Source organism: Vibrio sp. 10N.247.311.49, from assembly GCF_041467655.1.
Classification (GTDB): Bacteria; Pseudomonadota; Gammaproteobacteria; order Enterobacterales; family Vibrionaceae; genus Vibrio; species Vibrio crassostreae_C.
In genome coordinates this window covers 104,566-128,442 of sequence record NZ_JBFSVA010000011.1, presented here as the reverse complement: position 1 = coordinate 128,442, position 23,877 = coordinate 104,566, and the positions used below count along the sequence as shown (strand labels likewise).

20 protein-coding genes are annotated in these 23,877 nt (G+C 43.0%); 12 read left to right on the top strand and 8 right to left on the bottom strand.

The window, feature by feature from the left end:
* Positions 1 to 32 precede the first annotated feature (32 nt).
* From AB6E54_RS12955 to AB6E54_RS12940, 4 genes are all read left to right on the top strand, one after another.
* Positions 33 to 1,205 carry a patatin-like phospholipase family protein gene (locus AB6E54_RS12955; protein WP_017060058.1) on the top strand — a complete coding sequence of 391 codons (1,173 nt, stop codon included), beginning with the start codon at positions 33 to 35 and terminating at the stop codon, positions 1,203 to 1,205.
* Between the two features lie 17 nt (positions 1,206 to 1,222).
* Complete coding sequence (locus tag AB6E54_RS12950; protein ID WP_017060059.1) at positions 1,223 to 1,648, top strand: hypothetical protein; 426 nt, start codon at positions 1,223 to 1,225, stop codon at positions 1,646 to 1,648.
* Between the two features lie 158 nt (positions 1,649 to 1,806).
* Positions 1,807 to 2,712, top strand: coding sequence for a LysR family transcriptional regulator (locus tag AB6E54_RS12945; RefSeq protein ID WP_016767437.1), 906 nt, complete (start codon positions 1,807 to 1,809; stop codon positions 2,710 to 2,712).
* A 261-nt stretch (positions 2,713 to 2,973) separates the two neighbouring features.
* Positions 2,974 to 4,128, top strand: a complete 1,155-nt coding sequence (locus AB6E54_RS12940) for a BamA/TamA family outer membrane protein (protein ID WP_372106878.1) — start codon at positions 2,974 to 2,976, stop codon at positions 4,126 to 4,128.
* Positions 4,129 to 4,211: 83 nt separating this feature from the next.
* Here AB6E54_RS12940 and AB6E54_RS12935 read toward each other — a convergent pair whose 3' ends face one another.
* The 3 genes from AB6E54_RS12935 to AB6E54_RS12925 all read right to left on the bottom strand — a co-directional run bounded on the left by AB6E54_RS12935 (position 4,212) and on the right by AB6E54_RS12925 (position 8,680).
* The gene (locus tag AB6E54_RS12935; RefSeq protein ID WP_017060062.1) at positions 4,212 to 4,769 is read right to left on the bottom strand and encodes a PhnA domain-containing protein; all 558 of its coding nucleotides are present in this window, start codon (positions 4,767 to 4,769) and stop codon (positions 4,212 to 4,214) included.
* Between the two features lie 228 nt (positions 4,770 to 4,997).
* Positions 4,998 to 7,418 carry a VolA/Pla-1 family phospholipase gene (locus AB6E54_RS12930; protein ID WP_372106877.1) on the bottom strand — a complete coding sequence of 807 codons (2,421 nt, stop codon included), beginning with the start codon at positions 7,416 to 7,418 and terminating at the stop codon, positions 4,998 to 5,000.
* 14 nt (positions 7,419 to 7,432) lie between these two features.
* Positions 7,433 to 8,680 carry a porin gene (locus AB6E54_RS12925; RefSeq protein WP_050654485.1) on the bottom strand — a complete coding sequence of 416 codons (1,248 nt, stop codon included), beginning with the start codon at positions 8,678 to 8,680 and terminating at the stop codon, positions 7,433 to 7,435.
* A gap of 358 nt (positions 8,681 to 9,038) precedes the next feature.
* Here AB6E54_RS12925 and AB6E54_RS12920 point away from each other — a divergent pair, with 358 nt between their 5' ends.
* Entirely contained in the window at positions 9,039 to 10,121 is a 1,083-nt protein-coding gene (locus AB6E54_RS12920) for a site-2 protease family protein (protein ID WP_086968002.1), read from the top strand.
* 137 nt (positions 10,122 to 10,258) lie between these two features.
* On the opposite strand, the gene AB6E54_RS12915 is transcribed toward AB6E54_RS12920, so the two are convergent.
* A complete protein-coding gene (locus AB6E54_RS12915; protein ID WP_017060066.1) occupies positions 10,259 to 11,047 on the bottom strand; it encodes a M48 family metallopeptidase in 789 nt (262 codons plus the stop codon).
* Between the two features lie 139 nt (positions 11,048 to 11,186).
* Between AB6E54_RS12915 and AB6E54_RS12910 the strand changes: the two genes are divergently transcribed.
* The 5 genes from AB6E54_RS12910 to AB6E54_RS12890 all read left to right on the top strand — a co-directional run bounded on the left by AB6E54_RS12910 (position 11,187) and on the right by AB6E54_RS12890 (position 15,013).
* Positions 11,187 to 11,612: a hotdog fold thioesterase gene (locus tag AB6E54_RS12910; protein ID WP_017060067.1), complete on the top strand. Its 426-nt coding sequence runs from the start codon at positions 11,187 to 11,189 to the stop codon at positions 11,610 to 11,612.
* 95 nt (positions 11,613 to 11,707) lie between these two features.
* Positions 11,708 to 11,941, top strand: coding sequence for a DUF3389 domain-containing protein (locus tag AB6E54_RS12905; RefSeq protein WP_017064605.1), 234 nt, complete (start codon positions 11,708 to 11,710; stop codon positions 11,939 to 11,941).
* 153 nt (positions 11,942 to 12,094) lie between these two features.
* On the top strand, positions 12,095 to 13,786 hold the full coding sequence (locus tag AB6E54_RS12900) for an SgrR family transcriptional regulator (protein ID WP_017069657.1): 1,692 nt from the start codon (positions 12,095 to 12,097) through the stop codon (positions 13,784 to 13,786).
* Between the two features lie 48 nt (positions 13,787 to 13,834).
* On the top strand, positions 13,835 to 14,740 hold the full coding sequence (locus AB6E54_RS12895) for a DMT family transporter (protein WP_102398369.1): 906 nt from the start codon (positions 13,835 to 13,837) through the stop codon (positions 14,738 to 14,740).
* Positions 14,741 to 14,761: 21 nt separating this feature from the next.
* Positions 14,762 to 15,013: a hypothetical protein gene (locus AB6E54_RS12890; protein WP_017060071.1), complete on the top strand. Its 252-nt coding sequence runs from the start codon at positions 14,762 to 14,764 to the stop codon at positions 15,011 to 15,013.
* Positions 15,014 to 15,137: 124 nt separating this feature from the next.
* Here the strand turns inward: AB6E54_RS12890 and AB6E54_RS12885 are convergent, their stop codons facing one another.
* Positions 15,138 to 15,746, bottom strand: coding sequence for a DUF2238 domain-containing protein (locus tag AB6E54_RS12885; protein ID WP_017067299.1), 609 nt, complete (start codon positions 15,744 to 15,746; stop codon positions 15,138 to 15,140).
* Between the two features lie 201 nt (positions 15,747 to 15,947).
* Here AB6E54_RS12885 and AB6E54_RS12880 point away from each other — a divergent pair, with 201 nt between their 5' ends.
* Positions 15,948 to 16,787, top strand: a complete 840-nt coding sequence (locus tag AB6E54_RS12880; protein ID WP_017060073.1) for an isopenicillin N synthase family oxygenase — start codon at positions 15,948 to 15,950, stop codon at positions 16,785 to 16,787.
* A 309-nt stretch (positions 16,788 to 17,096) separates the two neighbouring features.
* On the top strand, positions 17,097 to 17,717 hold the full coding sequence (locus AB6E54_RS12875) for a DNA-J related domain-containing protein (protein ID WP_029235437.1): 621 nt from the start codon (positions 17,097 to 17,099) through the stop codon (positions 17,715 to 17,717).
* Between the two features lie 145 nt (positions 17,718 to 17,862).
* On the opposite strand, the gene mrdA is transcribed toward AB6E54_RS12875, so the two are convergent.
* From mrdA to AB6E54_RS12860, 3 genes are all read right to left on the bottom strand, one after another.
* Complete coding sequence (gene mrdA, locus AB6E54_RS12870) at positions 17,863 to 19,761, bottom strand: penicillin-binding protein 2 (protein WP_102478747.1); 1,899 nt, start codon at positions 19,759 to 19,761, stop codon at positions 17,863 to 17,865.
* 376 nt (positions 19,762 to 20,137) lie between these two features.
* Entirely contained in the window at positions 20,138 to 21,793 is a 1,656-nt protein-coding gene (locus AB6E54_RS12865) for an ABC-ATPase domain-containing protein (protein ID WP_017060076.1), read from the bottom strand.
* 120 nt (positions 21,794 to 21,913) lie between these two features.
* Positions 21,914 to 23,821, bottom strand: coding sequence for a GGDEF and EAL domain-containing protein (locus AB6E54_RS12860; RefSeq protein ID WP_102333628.1), 1,908 nt, complete (start codon positions 23,819 to 23,821; stop codon positions 21,914 to 21,916).
* Positions 23,822 to 23,877: the final 56 nt, after the last annotated feature.

The window sequence follows — 23,877 nt, the reverse complement described above, 5'->3', positions numbered from 1 at the left end:
ATCATTTTAGAGAACATTAAATGAGCCTAATTATGAACCGTCTAATTTCCTCGGGTTTTACCGTTGCTTTGTCATTACTTGTAGTGGCATGTAGCTCACCCCACACGTTGGATGTACGCGTACACAAAGACAATTACAAAGAAGTGGTTGTAGAAGAAGCGATATCAGTAAAAGAGCCATTGCGTATGTGGGCGAGTGAGAACCCAGACTTTTTATACTCTCCAATCGATCAAACAACGCCAATTAAAGTGTCAGGTGAGCAACTAAATATCTTAGCTTTGTCAGGAGGCGGCGCGAACGGAGCCTTTGGAGCCGGTATTTTGATAGGGCTGGAAGAATCTGGCCAATTGAAAGACTACTCAATAGTTACTGGCATCAGTGCAGGAGCGCTAATGGCACCATTTGTATTCATCGGCGGAGATGCATTTCCGAAGATGAAGGAGGTGATGTTAAACATCAATGACAAATCAGTGCTCGGCAAAAAGAACTTTTTAAACACCGTGTTTAAAGATGCTTTTACTGACGGTAAAAACTTGAATCAATTTATCGCTCAGGCGTTCCCTGAACCGATGATCGAGCAAATTGCTGCGCGACACCGCAACGGTAAGCGTTTGTTTATTGGTAGCACACACTTTGATTCTGGAGAGCTTGTCATTTGGAATGTGGGCGCAATTGCAAATAGTGACATGCCAGATAAGTCTGAACTTATATATAAGGTTTTAGCAGCAAGTGCTTCTATTCCTGGAGTCTTCCCACCGCAGTTTATCAATGTGAAGTACGAAGGTAAAAGTTATGAAGAACTTCACGTCGATGGTGGTTTAGCCGCTCAAGTATTTTTCAATCCATCTAACTTCGACTATCAGCAGATCTCAGATGCTCTTGGGTTAGAAAAACCACCACAGCTCGATGTTATTCGAAATGGAGCACTGAAAGCGCCGTACCACTCGCTGAGAGATAAGGGTCTAGATTTAGTAGCAAAGAGCGTATCAAGCCTGACTCTTGCTCAAACACGTGGTGATTTATATCGAATGAAATACATCTGTGAAATCAACAACATTGATATGCAATTTACTTACATCGAGCACGACTTTGGTTACGCCAAACGAACCAAAGACATGTTTGATGAACACTATTTATTAACCATATACGAATATGGTTATCACAAAGCAACTCAGGGCAAACCTTGGGTAACAGAATTACCTTAATTTAGGGATATCGTAAAATGAATAAAACAGCTTTAGCGCTACTTATCATGGCAACGTCTAGCGCTGCCATGGCACAAAATGTGACCTCAATGGAACAGCAAAAAGTCGATAACGACATGCTACAACTGGCCGACGTTCAACAAGAAGCGGCGTTGTTCATGGTTGAAGAAAATTCAGATTACGTGGAGATTGACTACATTGGTCAGTGGGTTGACGTGAACAATTACGTCACACACAAAGAAGCTAAAGAACGCCAGCTTCAAAAGACCACCAAGAAATACATTTACTCGCAAACAGGTGAAACTCTAGAATCCATCGAGCAGCGAATTGCTGAGCATATTCAAGTGGACCAACCTAGATATTTCAGTGTCGATGTTTACCGTAATTACCACGGTGATTCTGGGGACTTTAACTATCTAGCTCGAGTTATCGAATACATTTAAGTTATTCGTTTGACATCAACGATAAAACCTACTAGCTTAAGTAGGTTTTTTTGTTTCAAATTGACGAATTATTTTCACTAATATTATTCTGACAAAGTAGATATTTCGCCAACCTGTGGTAATTTAAATACATAACGATTAAAAGTAAGCACAACAACATGAATTTCAGCATTGAACAACTTCTCGCGTTCGTTACCGTTTATGACCAACTCTCTTTCAGCAAAGCCGCCGTTAAACTCAATAAACACAGAACGACAATCGGGCAGGTTATAACTAACCTTGAAGACCAACTCGCGGTAAGCCTATTTGAAAGGGTTGGACGCTCTGTAAAGCCGACAGAAGATGGTCATCATCTTTACCACTACGCTAAGCAAACGATTGAACAGGCACGCACTTTCGACAAGGTAGCCTTGAGCTTGTCTTATGGCGGTTTGGAAAACATTACTTTTGCTTATTCAAGTGTGATACCTCATCAAATCCTTGTGGATATTCGAAAGAAGTTGCGTCGTGATTTCCCGATGATGCGAGTGAATTTTCTTGTACGAAATAAAAAAGACATTAAGCAAGGCCTTCAGAGCGGTGAGTATCATTTTGGATTGGTCAACGTGCATGACAGTCGTGGAATACACAGTTTTGATGCCACCTTTTTAGGCCATATAGAATTTTTTCCTTTCGTTCAAAAAAATGGTGAGTTTTCATCTTTGGCAAAAGAAGATGTACTTTTAGCGCTAAGAAATGCGAAGCAGTTTGTCTTAAAATCCTTCATTGAAGAAGGAATGTCCGAAAAAATAACCGTTAGTTCTGACAATGAAGAAGTCGACCAATTAGCGCTAGTTATCAAAATGGTTGAAGCAGGTCTAGGATGGGCACTTCTACCAAAAACGTTCGCTCATTCTGAATTTTCGCATTACGACATCGAACCTATACAATCGTCTGAAATGGAACAAGGATTTAAATTTGGCTTTGCACTATGGTGCCCTCATTCTAAACAAATTAGCGAAGTTAAGTCATCAGTATTATCAGTTATCAAAGAAAACGTAGAGCGATTGCTAAAGCGAGATTAATGAACCAATAACACAGTTTACTTGTTCACAGAGGCTCATTTATATGAGCCTTTTTCGTATTTGTCATCTTTAGAATGATTTGATTTTGTAGGGCTAGATCCTCCATATGAGAGTAGGGCAATACCACAGTTTGACCTATTCTAACCTTGTCGATTAAGGACCCCTTTATTGGCAATAAGTGTTTAATTTCTATGTTTATTGCAAGGAAGCAAACTTTCGGCCGGGTTTTATTACCCGGCCTTTTTTATTGAGGCCAATCTTATGAATCGCTGCGGCGGCTTTGCTCTTTTTTCTTACTCTTTGCTTACGATAACACCTTCCTTTGCATCGTTTTATGATCCTGTTGATAATCAATTTGATATGGGACATCACATTGCAGAAAATGCAACGGGGTTTTTACCTATACCTATACTAATTACCGAGCCAGCGGTTGGTTATGGTGGTGGTGTTGCTGGGTTGTTTTTACACGAGGGCGAAGAAGAAAAACGAATCCGTAAAGAAGCAGCGTTAAAGGCTATTGATGGTGGTGCGCAGTTAGTACCCTCAGCAATGTCAGTAGTGGGCGCAGTAGGGACAGAGAACGAAACTTGGTTTGTATTTGGTGGCCATAGACGATCTTGGATGAATGATTCCATTCGTTACACAGGAGGCGGCGGCTTTGGTGTTGCGAATTTGGATTTGTACACATCAATCAACTGGGGCCCCATAGATCATGACCTTAGAATAGGCACGTCAACTTCGGTAGCCGTACTTTCACAAAAGGTGCAGTTCCGGATTGGGCATACGCCTTGGATGTTGGGAATAAAGCAGTTATTAGCTAAGTCTGAGATTGAATTTGATAACATGGTTTTAGACCGAATTTTGGGTAACGAATCGGTTACTTCTGGTTTAGGGTTGGAGGCTGAATATGACACAAGAGATAATTTATTTTATCCAACCAAAGGTTACAAATTGTCTGCAGATTACATGGTGTACGACGATGCGATTGGCAGTGATTACAATTACCGAAATTTGAACATAGATGGCGAAGCCTATATCCCAATTACCAATAAATGGACGTTAGGCTTGGCTGCAAATTATCAAAGCTTCGAACAGCAAGACCTGTTTGTATCACCCACAGCGAAACCGTACGTGTCGTTACGCGGGGTGTCATCTTATCGGTACCAAGGAGATGAGATTGAAACAATTCAAGGCCAATTGACGTATAGCATCACTCATCGTTGGAAGGTGTCTGGGTTTTACGGTTCAGGGGTTGCAAAGCAAGATAACGGCATAAGCCACGACAGTACCGTCAATGCCGGAGGTGTCGGCTTTCGATACCAAATCGCGAGACGTTACGGTTTGCACCTTGGGATGGATTATGCGCAAAGCCATGAAGAACGCGCTATCTACTTTAACGTAGGCAGTGGTTTCTAGAACAACGGAATAGGTTGAATTTTTCCAAGAAAAAAGGCGCTAATTAGCGCCTTTTCGTTTTCTATCACTTTCTTACAGTAAGATTACTTCTTACGGCAGAACTCAGCGATTACGTACATTGATTGACCGCCGTTTGTTTTACCAGAAACAAGCTTAGGATCGTCACCAACGCTGATACCACGAATAACAGTACCTTGCTTAATCACTTGGTTAGTACCTTTGATTGGCAGGTCTTTGATTACTGTTACGTCGTCACCTTTCTTAAGTTCAACGCCATTCACATCAAGAGGCTTGTCATCAGCAGACATGCCGATTTGTGCCCAAACTGATGTTTCTTCTTCAAGGTACATCATGTCTAGCGCGTCCTGAGCCCAGCTTTCTGTGTTCAGACGAGTAAGTTGACGCCATGCCGTTACTTGAACTGGCGCTTCCTGGCTCCACATGCTGTCAGTCAGACAACGCCAGTGGTTGATATCTTTAGGATCGTCAATCTCACCAAGACATTTGTCACATACCATGATGCCGTGATCCACTGTTACGTGGCTGTGTGGCGGCACTGCGTATGCAGTAAGAGAAGAATCAGAACCACATAGTTCACATTTAGATTGGCAGCGTTCTAGCATAGTAGCTTCAGAAGACATAATGGACTCACATTTATTAGGTATTAAATTACGGGGCTATTATCCACTTTATTTACAATAAAGAAAGAGGTCGTACGGTATTCTGTCTTGATTAATTTTAGCTGAGATCAACCATTTGTGTTTTAAAGTTTTATGCAAACGGTCAACTAGGGGACTTGTTCGAACGACAGAGACAAAAATGCCAGCGGTTAGGCTGGCATTTGGTTTAGTGAAAAGCTTAAGTCTTAGTTATTCCAATAAAGCATCCGGTGCTGCTGCATCAAGGCTATCCGATTCTAAGAAATCAGCTACTTGAGCTCTCATTGATAGGGTATGAGTGGCATCAGAAAGGTCTGCTTGCGGTCCGATGATCGTAGAGTGCTTAGCCGTTTCGTTATACTGAACAAACACTCGGTTTCCAGTTGAAGTGCTAGCTTTTGTAGAGTCATCCAACCCTAAAGTTGAATCCAATCCTTCAGAACCAACAAACGAAGCCGTGTAAGACAATGGTTTATCGTTATCATCATTACCATTGTTTGGTACCGTTTCATCATTTTGCGACTGGATCAACAACGTTGGATAGCTAGAGCTAATTGATGACTGGTCCTCAGTGTTTGCTATTGAATGTGGATCGACCGTGTCAATAAGGGTTTGAGCGGCGACTTTAAATGCAACTAATTCAGTTTCAATTGCTGCGGCACTAGTTGGATTTTCCTTAGCAAAAGCGGTATAGCAATCGCCATCTTCAATGTCGTCCGTAGTACAAGCTGAAGCCACTGAATCCCGATACGTTGCATTTAACTGTTTAGCTAGATTGTGTTTAATTTCGGGGCCAAAGGTTTCCGATGCGAAGAGTAATTCAGCAATGTGCCCACCTGAATTAGCATATACCGCCGAGCTAAATTTATGTGTACCAGCAATTTCAGATGTAGCTACTGACGTAAATCCAGTAATACCGCCCAATGAGTGGCCCATAAATTTAACGGTTGTGTCTTTTACATCAACTCCGGCTAATGGTGTACCAGTAAAGTCATTCCCCACTTTTTCAAGTGCCATACGAAGACCTATTACATCAAGTGCACTTTGACGGATGTTGTCACGCGCAACGGGCAAAGCGCTTAGATTCAAGTAGTACAGAGCATTATCGTTAGTTGAAATAGCACCTCCGGCAAGTGAACGAGACCCATGAATAGGGTGGTCAATTGCAATGACAGCAAGACCTTCAGCCGTTAAGTTTGCCGCAAACGCATACGCATTCTCTTTTACAGAGGTAATACCGTGTTGGTAGATTACAACCCCGGTTATTGGGTCAGTCACAGGAGTAAACAAAAGCACATCAACAGCTTCAAGTGATTTAATTTGTGGTATTGGTGAATACTGAGTGACAATGCGATCACTATCTAGAGCTGTTCCACTTGCGTCCTTTGTGAGTGTTTTTCCCATTAAAGTCGTGACATCAGCTGCGCTAAGGTTTGTTGGGTCTAATCCTAATTTAACCAACTCTCCACCAACGAAAGAACTTGTAGAGTTATCCGTTAGTGCGCTTTTTATAACCGCTAAACTGTCCAATGCTGATGCAAATGGCGTTGTAGAGAACTTAGTTGGATCGGTTTCCAAGAAATATGGGAGTTGAACAGTACCTTTAGTCACGTTTACCGACGTAGTGCTGATACCAGCGTTAGAGTAAAGGAGATTTATCCCTCCAATCAAAGTGGCATTTTCTGTTGCATCGTCATCGGCAAGATATTTTTTAAAGTCAGCATCTGCAGCGATTGCTGTAGCAAATGGTGTTGTTGATGAGGAATCTAAACTAAGATTGTAAGCGTTTGTCAGATCGATATTATTTGGGTTTGCGCTGCCATTCCAATAAGTCGAAAGTGGGGCCCCAGCATCAATCATTCCGCCAATCAACGATGCTGTAGAGGCAAGAACATCACCAACAGAAGTTGTAGTAAACCAAGCTGAATACACAATCTTTTCCGCATCAATACCAACAGCGGCAGCTATAGCTTCTTGACCTTTAATTAAAGTTTGCGCACTAGCTAAGTCACCGGTTGAATAAGTTTTAGTGGCTGTTTTGAGAGCCGCATAGCTTTGCGATGTACCTACTGGGTTACCATTTACATCTGTAACGTCATCAGTAACAACAAGCAAATATTCAGACTTCTCATCAAAAGGAGTATTAGGTGTAATTGCTAGGTTTGAGCCTACTTTGTAAACTTTGTATTCAGAGCTAGCAACAGGTGTTGGTACTTGAGCCGCTGTGGATGTGTCTGTTAGCTTTTTAGAAAGCTTCAACAATGTCACTCCGGAAGTAACAACTCCAGGAGTATCACCAAAACCGTCGCCTTCAAACTCGATGTAAATTGGCATGCTGGTCGAAAAACCATCGGCATAATTTAATGCTGCTTTTGGGTTAGAAATGCTATCGTCGCCACCTGTTGGGATCGCTAACGTGCCATCTGTAGAGTCAAATAATAGGTTATTGCTTAAAGGAACTGATGCATTACTACCTTGCAAGAGCATTTTTTGAGTTGTCGCTCTTGCCAAAGACGTTTCTAGATAGGCTTCAAGTTGTTGGTTACTTGTTACCGAACTTTCGGTGTTGTCGCCACAACCTGCTAGCAGGATCGCTGAACATAGTAGAGAGATCTTAAAGTTACGTTTCATGATACGATCCTGATTTAGTTAAAAGTGTAGTTAAGCTGAACTGAAGAAAGGTAAGCGGTACCTTCTGCTTCGAAAGTCCTTTCTTGCTGAGCGCCATTTGTCTCAGTGAACTCACCGTCATCACTTACAACAAGTGCGAATCCTGCATCGACAGTCATATTTTCGCTCCAAACATAAGTGAAGCCAGCGCTATACCACATACGATCACTATCAGGAATGCTTAAAGTTGCTTCACCAGCTTGTTCGTCATAAGCGTAACCAGCTCTTAATGTCCACTTACTGTTTAGTTGGTACGTTGCGCCTAGTGAATATCGATTGTTGTCTTCATATTTTTCAGGTTTGTAGAAGCACTGACCTGCTACACCGTTGTCAGTACAATCTGGACTTGTTGCTTTTAACTCCTTAAAAGTACTCCAATCAGTTTGTTGCCAACCGTAGTGAATTGCCCATTGTTCGTTAAGTTGGTGAAATGCTGAAAGCTCCAGAATAGAAGGAAGCTCGATTTGAAGACGACCATCAACCTTGGGAGATGTTGCTCTACCTGAATCGTAGCTGGTAAATTCACCGTCATCGAAATCAAGATCAACAGAAGAGCGGTAAGCGATACTAAAGCGATTGTTTTCGTTCAGCTCATACATCGCGCCAACATTCCAACCATAGGCAAATGTTTCACCGGTCATGCCTATAAGTTTGTCAGATGGATTTCCACCAACAAAGTTAGCGAGCTCGCCTTTATGGCGAGTAAGTTCAGCTTCCGCATACACAAGGTTTAAACCTGCACCAACGCTAAATGATTCATTCACGCGATACGCAATATTTGGATTTAGATTTACAGATAAGAGCGACGTATCACCAGCCATATCACCTGCCGAGATGTCATCAGGGTAATCCGTAGCAACACCATAATTGGTGAACATACCGATACCCCAAGCCCATTTTTCGTTGATTGGGCTGATGTAATATGCGGCTGGCACGACTTGTAATGGAGCAACATCTTTTGAATGCTCGTTAGCGTCAACGTCGTAAACGTTAACCTCTGGATCAACGATAGAAACCGCGCCTGAAAATTGGGCTGTATCAAATAGGGTCATTGCGGCGGGGTTTCTCGCTAGTACACTCGCGTTATCGGCTACAGCGCCTTCACCTGAAAATGCGCGACCAAGACCTGAGGCAGAATGCTCAGCAACTTGGAAACCAGCCGCAAGTGAGTTACATGCAAATAGTACTGAAAGTGAAACGAGAGAGCGTTGTATTGTTTTCATCCTTGACCCTCCTAGGGCATCGAATTTCGTTATTATGGTTTGAAAACACACTGAGCATTTTTGGTGTTGAAGCTCTAATGTAAATGGTATGTTAAATTCATGTTTTATATAAAGTCAAAGAAAGAGTTGTTATTTTGTGAGGTTATGTTTTAAAGGGGCGGCACTTTAACATCGATAATATAAGTATAATCAATAATTTATTCGTGGTTGGAGGTGTGACCAGAGTGTTTATGCATCGTTGCGGTATAAATAGTGTTCAATAGCTCAATATGTAACAACTTTGTTTCTGTTTACCACCATTCGCTAAATCGGCATAATATCGACACTCGTTAGAAGTCATTAAATTGGAATTTTAAGTTTGGAATTACTCGCGATAGAGTTTCTTGGAAAACCGCTTCGTTTAGAAGGATCAATGGCAGGGTGGCAACAGTTGTATTGGGATAACACTTTGGTATCTCAATTAGATGCGACCACAGACCAAGAAGACGCACGAAAACACGAATTTACACTACGCGCTGGCGAAGAAACGTTGCAGTGTCACGTTGAGTCGACAGTTCAGTGGCAACCGTTTGAGATGACGTATAAAGCATTGGTCAATGGCCAAACCATTTCCGAAGGCAATCGAAACACCAAAGATATCGAACAACAAACTCCTGTTGTCGCTCCTAAACCAGAGAAGCGTTTTAGCTTAATTGGGTTGGTGTCGCTCGGTATGAAAGCGCTAAAAAGCGCCAAGCTAATCAAGGTCGTACTTGCTTCTGCGAGTTTAGCGGCCTATTCATGGTTGTTTTCAATTCAGTTCGCTTTGGCCTTAATCGCCTGTTTAATGTTCCATGAGTACGGTCATATTAGAGCGATGAAATACTTCGGCATGAAAACCAAAGGGATCTATTTGATACCATTTCTTGGTGGCTTGGCGTTATCCGATGAAAAGATTAATACGCGTTGGCAAGATGTGGTTATATCAATCATGGGGCCATTGTTCGGCCTGATATTGTCGTTAGTATTTATGGTGCTGTACTGGGCGACTGGCGAAATGTTCTTTGCCGGCCTTGCAGTATTTAATGCTCTATTAAACCTGTTCAATCTATTGCCGATTTTGCCTCTCGATGGCGGACATGTTCTTAAAAGTATCAGTTTCTCGATGAACAGCGTACTTGGCATTGTACTTTGTGTCGCGGCTGCCGTTGCTGGTGTGGTATTGAGTTATCAGTTGAATTTAACCCTGTTTGGTTTCTTATTGATCATGGGCAGTGTTGAAATACTGTTCGAATGGAAAGGACGTCATCACAGTCACTTGTTACCGTTAGACAAATACGGGCAAGTCGTGTCGTTCGTTTGGTATGTGGGTTTAGTGAGCAGTTTGATTGGTGTCATCTGGTATTTTGCATCTACTGGTGATCAGCTATTAAGCCTACCATTACAAATTCTTGGTACTTAACCTGTGAATTTCTGTTGTTGGAATTATCCAGCTACTTAGTGCACTTGAACTGTTAGCAAGCAAGAAACTAAAAATGCCCTAACCAATATGGATAGGGCATTTTTGTATTTACACCAGCTAGGCGATTCTTACTTAGATTACGCTTTGCAATTTGGTCTTGGTGAACCTGATTGAGGAAGCGTTTTTATCGTTGCTTGTAGATCTTTAATACGCGTACTGTGGGAAGGGTGCGTAGAAAGCAACTCTGGCGGTTGATTACCCCCTGATGCTTTCGCCATGTTTTGCCACAAGTTGACACTTTGGTTTGGATCGAAACCTGCTTGAGCCATATACTCTAAACCAACAACATCGGCTTCAGACTCTTGAGTTCGCCCATACGGTAGAATAACGCCATATTGAACGCCTAACCCTAACGCGGCCATCGTCATACCTTGATACTGTTTGTATTCTGATGCACCTAACGCAACGTTAGTAATAGATAAGCCCGTATTAGCGATTTGAGACTGAGAAAGGCGCTCATTACTGTGGTCCGCTAAAACGTGTGCCACTTCGTGACCGATAACCGTCGCGAGTTGGTCTTGATTGACTGCAACCTTGAGTAACCCTGTGTATACACCGATTTTTCCGCCAGGTAGGGCGAATGCGTTCACTTGATCACTATCAAACACAACAACTTCCCATTCACTAAAACCTTGTTTAGGAATATATTGAGTGATGCTGTTCGCTACGCACTGTACATAAGCGTTAGTTTTGGCATCTTTGCTGATGGGTTGTTCTTTTTTCATTTGTTCAAAAGACTGTGCTCCAAGCTGAGACATGTCTTTATCTGAAAAAAGCAGCAATTGGTTTCTTCCTGTCGGAGAAGCGCTACACGCGGTTAGGCCTGCTAGTGTGAGAAGCGAGGCAAACTTCATCCATGACGTCATACAATATCCTCTGTGTATTCGGTTTTTATGCATGTTAACATCAACTTGCGTAATCACTAAGGGCTGTAAGATAACTAACAGCGGTAATATAGAAAAAAGCTATGTACGCGATAACAAGATCAATAATTAAGGAACCCACATGAGTATTTGGAAAAAGCCCGTTGACCTAGATACCTTCAACGCGACCTCAAAAAATACCTTAATTGAACACCTCAACATTGTTTACACCGAAGTAAATGACAACTCTTTGGTGGCAACCATGCCGGTTTGTCACTTTACGCACCAACCACTGGGTATGCTTCATGGCGGCGCATCGGTTGTGCTAGCAGAAACGCTTGGCTCATTGGCTGCAAACTTCTGCGTACCAGAAGGCTATTATTGCGTTGGGCTCGATATCAATGCGAACCACGTAAGGTCAATGCGTGAAGGGCATGTCATTGGTACTGCTGAGCCTATTCACTTGGGCGTCTCTACTCAAGTATGGCAGATCAATATCACTGATGATCGTCAACGCTTAGTTTGTACCAGCCGTTTAACCATTGCCGTTAAGAAACATAAGCGATAACAGACTAGGCAGTCGTACGCTGGTTTTGTCTTTAGAAGAAGTAATCAGTACTTAGAACAAGCAATCAGTATTTAAAGCAGTAACCCGAGAAGCCCATGGTCATAACGTTTAAAAGTGGAAAAGTCATCGCAACCGCACATGAATTGGTTGTTCGTTTAGATGGGGAGCATAGAGTCACGCTGCAAGCCCAAGTTGATGCAATTCAATTGATCGGAAAAGGGGCAAATGTTATTTCAGCTAACGGTTCTGAGTGTAAATGGTCGATAAAATTAGACGATGAACAGCAGCTCCGTGAAATCGCTAATGAAATTGGCTGCGATGTAATGTAATCCTTTACGGTAAAGGCACTTAACCCTTAAGATTGAATAACATCTTAGGATGTCGTACTCATAATTCACAATAAAATTGTGTCAGTAATATTGATTTTACGCCATAAAATAGGGAAACTGAATTCAATGTCCTTTGAATAAGTTTTCCTCTTTATGAGCAGCCCAAGACTTCGCGTTCAATTTGAAACCCTGTTTGAATACTTCGATGGTAAAGATTCTGATGTTCAACTCGACGACATCACGGATGTGCTTTGTTGTACCCGTCGTAATGCCCGAATGGTACTCAACAAGCTTGAAGAAGAAGGGTGGGTAGAATGGTTACCTGCAGCAGGTCGAGGAAAGTTATCTCAACTTATCTTTAAACAGAATCGTTGTGATGTCAGCGAGAACTTAGCAAGACGCTACTTGCAGGAAGGAAAAATTGGACAGGCGCTGTCAGTGCTTGATCACAATGCTGCCAAACTCACGCAAGTTATTCAAAACTACTTGGGCGTACAGTATCAAGAAGGCGAACAAGTTATTCGTTTGCCTTATTACCGGCCGCTTTCAATGCTTAACCCAACCAAATCGATGCGTCGTTCAGAGCAACATATCGCTTGTCAGGTATTCAGTGGGTTGACTCGTCTAGATGAGAATGACCAACTTCAACCCGATCTTGCTCATTCATGGCAAAAAATCAGCGATTACCAATGGCGATTCTTCTTGAGACCCGGTGTTCGTTTCCATAACGGGGAACCTCTGTTAACCAATCATGTTGTGGATACACTGCTTGCACTCGAACCTCTCAACATGTTTTCGCATATCAAAGATGTCTCTTCACCTGCAAATTGTGTAGTAGATGTTTTTCTCACACGTCCAGACAAGTATTTTCCCCTCGCACTAACGGAATCGGTCGCTAAAGTCACATTACCGATCACTTTACGTGGTGAAGACTACGATATTCGACCGATTGGAACGGGACCTTATCGCATTGAAAAGAACGACGAGAAACAACTCGTGTTAACCGCTTTCAATGGGTACTTTGGTTTCAGACCGTTAATTGATCGCGTTGAAGTTTGGGTGGTGGATGAGGCTTATTCTTCAATGGTTTACCCAAGCCTATCTAAGCCTGTTATGGCCGACCGTGGCGATAGCGATGAAGTAGAACTCGATCCTGGCTGCACGTATTTACTGCTCAATAGAAAGAAGGGTATTGCACAAGATCCCGCATGGGCACAGTTTTTATCTAACGCGTTGAATGCGGCGGATCTGTTTGTTCATATTCCAAAAGAGACTGTTATCGATTTGGGCGTGTTACACGCTTATGGGATAAAACCCGGTTGGTATGACATAAAGTTAAAAGTGCCCGTTTGTCCACCAGCAGATTCGAAGCCTACCATAAGATTAGCGTATCAATGCCAACACCCAATGTTCCCAACGCTTGCAAAGGCGATTGTCACGGTGCTGAAGCAATACAACGTCGATGTTGATCTTTACGGTTACGAAACCGATCCTCCGCACGCCGATGATGTTGATGTTTGGATTAACCCTATGGGCATCGCCAATAACAGAGACGACGCCTTGGCTGGCTGGTTAATGGACTACAGTTTTCTTGATGAATCTAGCCCGGCAGAGGACTTCGACCAATGGTGTCACATGATTGACCGTTGGCGTTCTGGTGAATTCGAGCAATTCCCAGCACGACAGTTAGGTAAACAACTGGTCCAAAGCAATCAATTGATCCCGATGTTCCATTGCTGGTTAGGCGTTAATAAAGATCAATGTGGTACGTTGCAAAACGCGAAATGTAATGCATTAGGTTGGTTCGACTTTAGCCAAGTTTGGGTGAAGCCTGACGTTGATTGAAATCCAAGAAAACTCAGTTAGGACCAAATAACTCATTTAGGAAAAACGATGCAAACTCTGATGGTTACATTTATTACGCTGGTGGCATTTGCTGCGAATTCAGTTTTGTGTCGCTGGGCCTTAATGGATCAAACGATCGATCCTTTGAGCTTTTCGATCGTTCGCATCTTATCTGGTGCGCTTACGCTTCTGATTTTATTAACTTTGTCTTCCCAATCTAAAGCTAGACGTGTGTTAACAAACAACACATCGCTATACACAAGGCTAAAATCACAGTTTCAATTCACGTCAATACTGTCACTGCTCGTGTATATGTTTGGTTTCTCGTTTGCTTACTTAGAGCTCGGCGCAGGTCTTGGTGCTCTGGTGTTGTTTGTCGCAGTGCAATTTACGATGATTGCCGCGCACCTGTTTTCTGGAAACAGAATGTCGCTCATTGAGTGGGGCGGGTGTTTGTTATCTGTGGCAGGGCTTGTTTATTTGTTAATGCCAACGGAATCGACTCAAGCACCCGACTTAGTTTCTATTATCTTGATGTCTCTGGCCGGAATTGGGTGGGGCATTTACACATTGGCAGGAAAGAAATCGTCAAACGCACTGCAATCGACCACCGCTAACTTTGGATTCAGCTCGCTAGTTATCCTTGTGGCATTGAGCTTATTAGTTTTAATACCTAATGCATTAACGCAAGTGTCTATCACTGAGCAAGGTTTGATTTACGCGGTTATATCGGGCTCTGTGGCTTCTGGTATCGGTTATAGTTTGTGGTATTACGTAGTGAAAAAACTGAATACCGTGGTTGCGTCTATTGCACAGCTTTCTGTTCCAGTTATCGCGACACTTGGTGGCGTATTACTGTTATCTGAACCTGTCACTATGCAATTTATAGTCTCATCAACCGTTATACTTCTTGGGATAAGCTTGGTTCTTGTCGCACCTAAACTTAAGAAATAAAGAGTTCAATCATTAACTTCTATGGCTAAACCAAACAAGAAACAACCGACCAAGACGGTTCAGATTTTCTGTGCCAAATGCAAAACGCAGCTTTTTAAGTATCGGAAAGGTGGCAAAGGTGCACTCGTGAAATGTTTTAAGGAGCGTATCGTTGAAGATTTCACGACAAAACCATGTGTGTGCCCTGAATGCGGGATTGAATTTGCGCGAGACACTTTGGTTCGAGGTACGCCAGCCTACAAGTTTGTTGGTGGCAAGGTAACGATGAAATAACCCGTCACGATGAAACGACCAATCATTATAAACGAGAAAATAATGTTGAAACTAAAAATGCCACAGCACAGTTTGTGTGTGGCATTTCAACGTTGCTTTTGATACTCAGAGTAAAGAATTGAGCTCAGTAAGCTCTGACACGCCCTTGAAGCTTAAGAAGTAATAGCGAAACAATTGCGCCCGTCGTATCACACAGCATATCTTTCTGTGCATCCCAAATATCGCCTTGTGAACCAAGGAATGCGATACCTTCATCACCACCTGCAATCTCCGCGTACCACCACTCGATGATTTCATAACCTGCAGCAACACTCATGATCGCAAATAACGCAAAGAAACATGCAAGCACCGGTTGAGCCAGTTTTTTACGAATCAAGTACTCAGCGAGTGGGTAAGCATAAAGGCCAATAGAGAAATGCGCGACACGGTCAAAGTTATTCCGTTCTGAACCTATCATGTTATTGAACCAATCAAATGGCACTTCCGCGAAGGTATATTTTGCGCCTATCGTATGCAAAATCAGCCAGATAAACATCAAAACGTAAGCTGTCTTAGTGAAGGTGAGCTTTGTTGATAACCACCAAATACCCACCAATATCGCGAGCGCTGGGACAATTTCGGCAATCCACACCGCTCTTGAAGAGGGAGCGAACGCTGAAAATAGAAACACCGTCAGATACAGCGTCGTCAATGACAGCAATGGTCGATTTTGAGCAAGTGGCGTGATTGTCATATCAAGATCTCTCGTCGAAGTTTTTAATAGTTTTACACAATAATGAACAGTGTTCAATTGGGTCTTAATCACCAGATTTGTTGAAAAGTGGTGTTATCGCCCAGTATCTAGACAAACGGTTGCTAGAGTTTCACAAAAGTTTGATTTACAACAAAGCGATCCTTAAAATCGCTCTATTACTACATAACAAGAAAGAAAGTCATGAAACTGGAAACTGTCGATTACCTTGCTGACGACGCAGCAGAACAATTTGTTCGCTCTCTACGTGAAACTGGTTTTGGTGTTCTTAAGAACCACCCAATCCCGAAAGAGCTTGTTGAGTCAATTTACGAAAACTGGTACCAATTCTTCATCTCTGAAGAGAAAGAGAACTTCCACTTTAATGTTGAAACACAAGATGGATATTTTCCACCTTCAGTGTCTGAAGTTGCTAAAGGCCACACTGTAAAAGACATCAAAGAGTACTTTCACGTATACCCTTGGGGCCAAATCCCTGAACAGCTGAAAGAACAGATTCTAGATTACTACCAACGTGCGAATGCTTTTGCTCAAGAGCTGCTAGGTTGGGTTGAAGCTCATGCTCCTAAAGAAGTACAAGAGAAATTCTCTATTGCGTTATCAGAAATGATCAACGGCAGTGAACAGACTCTGCTTCGTGTTCTTCACTACCCACCAATGCAAGGTGATGAAGAGCCAGGTGCAATCCGCGCTGCGGCACACGAAGACATCAACTTACTGACGGTTCTTCCTGCTGCAAGCGAGCCGGGCCTTCAAGTTAAAGCTCAAAATGACGAGTGGCTAGATGTTCCATGTGACTTCGGTAACATGATCATCAACATCGGTGACATGCTTCAAGAAGCATCTGGTGGTTACTTCCCATCGACAACTCACCGTGTAATCAACCCATCAGGTGAACGCCAAGAGAAGTCTCGTATCTCTTTGCCTCTATTCCTTCACCCGAAACCAGAAGTAGTGCTATCTGAAAAGTACACAGCAAACGAATACCTAATGGAACGTCTAAGAGAGCTTGGCGTTATCTAGTCAGTTCAATGCTTCGTCCCTAAAATTGGGATATATGTGAAAGGTCAGCTAAGTCGCTGACCTTTTTTGTATCCGTACCAAAGAATTGCGGCTTTATTACTAACGGTTGTATTCAACGAAATGGTACTCAGTTTTGACGATAAAAGGTGCCTTTAAGCCAAACGTTAGAAAGTTGTTTGTCCTTAAGCTCGACAAATCTTAGAAAATCGCTTTCAATTAAAGAAGATACGCAACGGATGCGAAACAGGTTACTTATAGTATCCACAGTTCTAGAAATCCATTAATTCAGAGAAGCTAACTGAGTCAACTATGTCGAATTATCAAGATGTGAGAGCAAACTTTCATTGCCATATGGAAAACCCATTGCTTTGGCCGATAATGGAAGTGCTTAAGCAAAAGCCAAGCGGATGGAAAGTACACACATTGGCAGCTCATCTGAACGATCTTGGGTTTGTGCCAGTGTTGGATGCTGTGCCTGAGAAAGAGTTGTTTAAAAAGAACTTCCTTATCATGAATGCGCTTTATCAGCTTCAAGAAACCTTACACCCAGATGGTTGGCTCCAAGTCCAAGCGATGGACATCGAATTGATGAATGGTCGTTATCACGGAAGCAGTCACAGCATCGATCATCAAGACCCACTTCGAGAATACTACATTAATTGGGTTAACTATGAAGCGGATGAAGGTGAAGTCAAAAGGCTGTTGAACGAATTTTGGACTCGGTATAGAAAGTATGTGGGTGGTGATGAACTCGATATGGATCGAAGTCGAGCATTGAACCTGTTTGAGTTACCTTTAGACGCGACACACCATGAAATTAGAAAACGTTGGCGACAACTGGCATTGAGATGGCATCCGGACAGAGACGAAGGCAACACCGCAAAATTTCAGACGCTCTGTGAAGCATGGCATGTATTAAGAAGCTCATAATCGACAGGCATTTTTAGCTGTCTAATTGCTTAGAACCCTAAAACAGAAAGCCCCACATTGTGAGTGACACAAGTGGGGCTTTGTCGTTATTACGTTATGTTTTGGGTAACTACGTTATGTGCTGTAGCGACTTAAGTTATTGGTGTTAGGAGTGATCTTTGCTCTCGCCACTTTTATGTTCAAAGGCATAGTCGAGTACTTTACGGATATAAGGCGCACCGACTTTTGAACCGCCGTTACCGTGTTCAATGACCACAGTTGCGACATATTCAGGGTGTTCATACGGTGCGAAAGCCGTGTAAAGCGCGTGGTCAAGTAAATGCCTAGCGAGTTTCTTCGAGTTGTAGACCTGATCTTTCGCAAGATCAAAGACTTGTGCAGTTCCTGATTTTCCGCCGCTCGTATAGTCAGTTCCCTTAAATGCACGTCTGCCGCTGCCTCTACTTCCGTGGTTCACGAGTCGCATCGCGTTGATTGGTACATCCCAAATTCTATCCGGCACTTCGGTGATTGAGGGCATTGGCTCCGGTTCGACAAGTTGTTGTGTACTGAAATCTTCACCATGATCTAAGGTGGCTCTTAAGATATGAGGTGGCATCACCTTACCATGATTAACCAATACTGACGTTGCTTTAGCAAGTTGCATAGGTGTCGATGTCCAATAACCTTGGCCAATACCAATCGGAACTGTGTCACCCTGATACCAAGGGGTGCGATAACGCATCATCTTCCATTCTCGAGTCGGCATGTTGGCGGTACTTTCTTCATAGATATCAATGCCTGTCGGTTCACCAAATCCAAATCGGTTCATCCAACTTGAAATTCGGTCAATACCCAAATCGAAAGCGGTTTGATAGAAGAATGAATCTACCGACTCTTCAATGGCTTGAGTGACATCGACAGGTCCGTGACCCCAACGTTTCCAGTCACGCCACGATTTAGAGTTTCGTTTAGAGCCAGGAATTCTCCAAACGCCATGGTCGTTACGGATGGTATCTTCAGAGATGACATGTTCTTGCAGTCCTGCCACAGCCATAAATGGTTTAACGGTTGAGGCAGGAGGATAAACGCCTAGAGTGGTGCGGTTAACCAACGGGTGAGCCGGATCATTCAATAAACGTTGGTAGTTCTTACTCGAAATGCCGTCGACAAATAGGTTAGGGTCGTAACTCGGGCTTGATGCCATCGCCAACACGCTGTTGTCTTTCGGATCGAGAATAACCGCGCTTCCAGTTCGGTGATCAAGTTGCTCAAAGACGTATTTTTGCAGCTCAAGGTCAATATTTAACACGATATCTTTACCAGCTACTGGCGGCACGTACTCAATGGTTCGGACTATTCGCCCACGGCTGTTTACTTCGACTTCTTGATAACCTTTGGTGCCGTGCAGAATATCTTCGTAATAACGTTCAACACCCAGTTTTCCTATGATTGTTGTAGCTTGATAATTCGCTTCTATCCCTTGTTCTTCAAGCTTTCTGAGATCGCTATCATTGATGTGCGCCACGTAACCAAGAACATGGGTAAGCACCTCACCATTCGGGTAAAAACGCTTTAAGCTGGTATCTATAGATAAGCCGGGGAACTGGTACTGGTGCACGGAGAACTTGGCGATCTCTTCCTCCGTTAAGTTCTCTAGAATAGTCACAGATTTAAAACGGCGGGTGTTGTGATAGCGTTTTTTGAAACGAGCGATCTGCTCTGCATCACGGGGGACATATTTGTCTAGCTTGGTGAGCATTGCATCGACATCATCGGTTTGCTCAGGAATCATGGTTAGATCAAAGACAAGCTTGTTCTCTGCAAGCAACACGCCGTTACGGTCGTAAATAAGTCCACGAGTAGGGGCGATAGGTAATACTTTGATTCTGTTGCCATCGGCACGAGTTTGATAGCTTTTAAAATTTTCAACTTGAAGTCGGTATAGATTGCCGACTAAGACAAGAGTGAACATCAAGATCCCACAAAACGCGACGATTACGCGGTTTTTGAATAGGTTCACTTCGATTTTATGGTCACGCATCTTAACGCGTTTATGATTCATTGAAGCCTCAAGGGTCTGTTACATTTGGTTACACTTGTCGAATCGGGACTTTATCTGAATATCACTAGGGTTTTGTAAAAGCTGTGTCATGTTTTGAGGGATCGACAGCATTAGATGGCGGTAAACAGTGCCTTTAATTTTCTCATTACAAAAGATGATAAGTAATTGATGTAAAGATTGGTTTTATGAATTTATAAAGTTCAAGAGTTTTGACGACACTAGAGGTTAGGTCAAAAGAGGTTAGATAAATTTACGGCCCTCAGAATGAGAACCGTAGAAGGTTAATTTGCTTATTTAGTGGCTTAGAAGCTTTAGTAAATTAGAAGATTAAAACTTCAAAAACCTAGAAGCACAATAAATCCGATATTTAACGAAATCAGTTCGAAGGCTTGAACTGAGATTTACGCATACGGTTCAGAGCAGCCATCACATCTAACGTTCTTGGTTTCGCTAGGTCACCGTAGTTAGGCATGTTAGCGTGCCATTCGTTTTCTAAAATAGCGTTAAACTCTTTAGCAGGGTTGTTTGACCAACCTGGAGTTTGTGCGAATTGGAACCAAGCCCAACCGATCGCATTCACTTCAGACGGTGATTCTAATTGCTCAAGCGCAGAAAGGTCTGCAAACTCTTTACCAAAACGCAGTGACTCTTTGCCTTTAGCATTAACACGGAATTTACCGTCAGTCAGAATGTTCATCAGTGAAGCACGGTTCAATGAACGCGGTACAAACGTTTCTAAAGCAGTTTCACATTCGTTAGTACGCTGAGTAGGGTGCTGAGCAATCACGTCTTTTGCTTTTTCAGTCACATCTACCGCTTGGTAGTCGTGCATTTGAATCACAGTGTTCGCGACATCTAGGTAATCACCAGAGCCACCCATTACAACAATGGTAGAGATATCCATCTCTTCACGAAGCTGACCAATGCGGTCGACAAGTGGTGTGATTGGCTCATCGCCTTTTGACACTAGCGCTTGCATACGCTCGTCACGAATCATGAAGTTAGTCGCTGACGTATCTTCATCGATAAGTAGAGTTTGAACGCCGGCTTCAATCGATTCTTGTAACCAAGCCGCTTGAGACGTAGAACCTGACGCATCTTGTGTGCTGAAGTCAGATGTGTCTTTCTGCATTGGTAAATGGTTGATGTAGTTTGACAGGTTCAAGCTGTGCACACATCGACCATCTTCAGCGCGGATCTTCATCGTATCAATCGCAGTTACAATGCCTTCGCGACCGTCACCAGGAATATGGTTGTAGATAGAACGTTCAACGGCGTTCAACAGTGTCGATTTACCATGGAAACCACCACCAACGATCAGCGTAATGCCTTTTGGAATGCCTAGGCCGGTCACGTCACCTTGGTTTGGAGTATTTAACGTAACACTCAATGATTCTGGAGCCGCGAAAGGTACCGCGTCTTTCATTGGAAGGTCGCAGTTACCCGCGATACGAGGTAACACACTGCCGTTTGCAACGAAAGCGGCTAGGTTGTTTTCATCCAATTGAGCACGCAGCGCTTCTTGGTCTTCAATCGTTTCACAATGTTTGATCATTGCATCGATGTTTAACTCACGCTCAAGCGTCGCGCGACGAATAAACTTCGGTAAGTAGAAAGTGATGATGTTGTTCGCTTTCTTAGCAAGAATGCTACGACCATCAGCTGGTAAATTAATACGGAAACGAATTTCGATGCCGTGGTCTGTGAATACAACAGCTGTGTTGTCTAATACGGTTTGACCCGTCAGCGCGATAGAAACGGTCGACTCTTGTTTCGCGAACTCAGAGAAGCTACGTGCGATAAAGTCACGAGCGGCTACTTGGTATTCGTAAGATTTTTCTTTCAGCCAATCTAACCCGGTCAAAGACCACGCGCGCGTTGCACGAAAACGAGAAGCTGACGCGTATGGGTCACCTTGGATGTGGTCGATGTGTAATTCAAAATCAGCAAAGTCGTATTGACCTTTAATTTGTTGATATGCACGGTAGTTTTGTTTTTCGAGCTTTTTAAGCTTTGCAGTCAACTGATCCATAACGAGGAATGCCTATATAAGGGGAAAGATAAAAACAGAAAGGCGGCGATTATAAAAATCACCACCTTTAGAGTAAAGAGAAAGTAGGCCTAAATCCAAAACTAACTGCTCTTTTTCGCTTTAAGCGTAACGAGTTGTCCCCAAATAGTTTTGATTGATTAAGCTGTGTTCGAATTCTTGGCTCGGCATTGGTCTTCCGTAAAGGTAACCTTGGCCCACATCGCAGCCTTCGTTAATAATAAATTGCTCCTGAACCTCCGTTTCTATGCCTTCAATCGTCACTTTTAAGTCGAGCTTTTTGGCAATTTGGACAATAGAACGAACAATTTCCGAGTCTTCGTGTGAGTTGAGCATTTGGTCGATAAAGCTCTTATCAATCTTAATGGTGTCGAATGGGAACTTCTTCAGATAACTGAAGGAGGCGTAGCCCGTACCGAAGTCATCTAGTGACAATGTAACGCCAATATCGTGCAAAGATCCCAAGGTATTCTTGGCAACCACTTCATCTGCTATCAGTCCACTCTCCGTAACTTCAAGTTCTAAGAAACGAGGCTCTAAATGATAGGTTTCGAGTAGGTGAACCACTTGTTCCGCAAAGTGTACGTTCTTGAGTTGAATTGCAGACACATTCACAGCCATCTTGAAATCTTCAACGTATTCGGACCACTCTTTGGCTTTTTCAATCGCATTGCGTAAAACAAAGCTGCCCACTTCGAAAATCAAACCGTTTTGTTCAGCCATGTGGATCAGGGTTTCGTTAGAGATATCACCCAAAACAGGATGTCGCCAACGAAGCAAAGCTTCAGCACCGACCCAGCGATGCGTCAACGGGCTAACTTTGGGTTGAAAGTAGAGCATAAGGTCATCATTACGAACGGCTTGAAGCAAATAGCCTTCGATCTTATTAATGTGAGTTTGTTCTTCGGTATGGGATTGAGAGTAGTAAGCGAACTTTTGTCCTGAATCTTTGCAGGCTAACATCGCTTCAGAAGATTTCTGCAGAATGCTTTCCGCGTCATCTTCGTCGTTCGTAATTGCAATCCCAATAAACGCGTGCAAATGCACTTTGTCACTTTCGATGTCGAATTCTGAATGACCAACTTTAACGAGCGTCTGGCAAAGTTCTTCAAGGCGATGGTGTAAATCTTTAACGCTAAACGCCAATACGAGGTCAACCGAAGTAGGGCGTGCAGTTAATACATCGATATCAGAAATACAGTCGATGCGTTTTCGGTATTCAACAAGCACTTGGTCTAACGCGTTATAGCCGTAGCGTGCTTGTATGCGTCTACCGTTGGTAAAACCAATATGAACGACTGCAAATGAGCTGTCTGTCAGCCTTCTCTGTGACAGTAGCTTGTGGTTTAAGCGAGATTCAAATGCGTTTCGGTTTAAAAAGCCGGTGCCGAGGTCGTGATTCTTTTGGAAGTTAATCTTCTGTTCAGCCGCTTTTCGTTTATCAATTTCTTGATTCAACGAGTAATTAAGGCTCGCGAGATCTTTAGTGCGATTGTAAACGCGGTTTTTTAGGTCGCGATTCATTTGGGTAAGCTTGGCGTGTTGGAATAGGGTTTTAAGCTGAGATTCAATCGAGGTGCGAAAGCTCTGTAAAAGCTTGATATAGGTGGGGGTGTAGTGGTTTTCTTTCGAGTCTAAAATGCAGATAGTGCCAAATAATTCACCATTCGGCCAAAGCAGCGGAATGCCACAATAAGAGATTAAGCCAAGCTTCGTGTCGGGGTTGTTTTCCCAATCAACATCGGCAAGCGCATTGGGTACCACAAGTTGCTGCTGGGAATCCATCACCGTCTCACAGTAAAGCCCATTGCCTAGGGTTTCAGAATCACCTTTGTTGTAAGGGTTATTTTCATTTCGGCTGGTCGAGAATACTTCAATATAATTGGCGTGAACACGCATGATCAGTGCGGCGGGCACTTGAGTGATTTGAGCCAAGAGGTCGACAATATTTTGCCAACCAGACACCATATCGTCTGGGATATCTAAGTCTACTGTTTTTATCTTCTTCATATGACTCCGAGTCAATTATGCTAAATGCATCAACACATCCTGTGTTAATTATGATG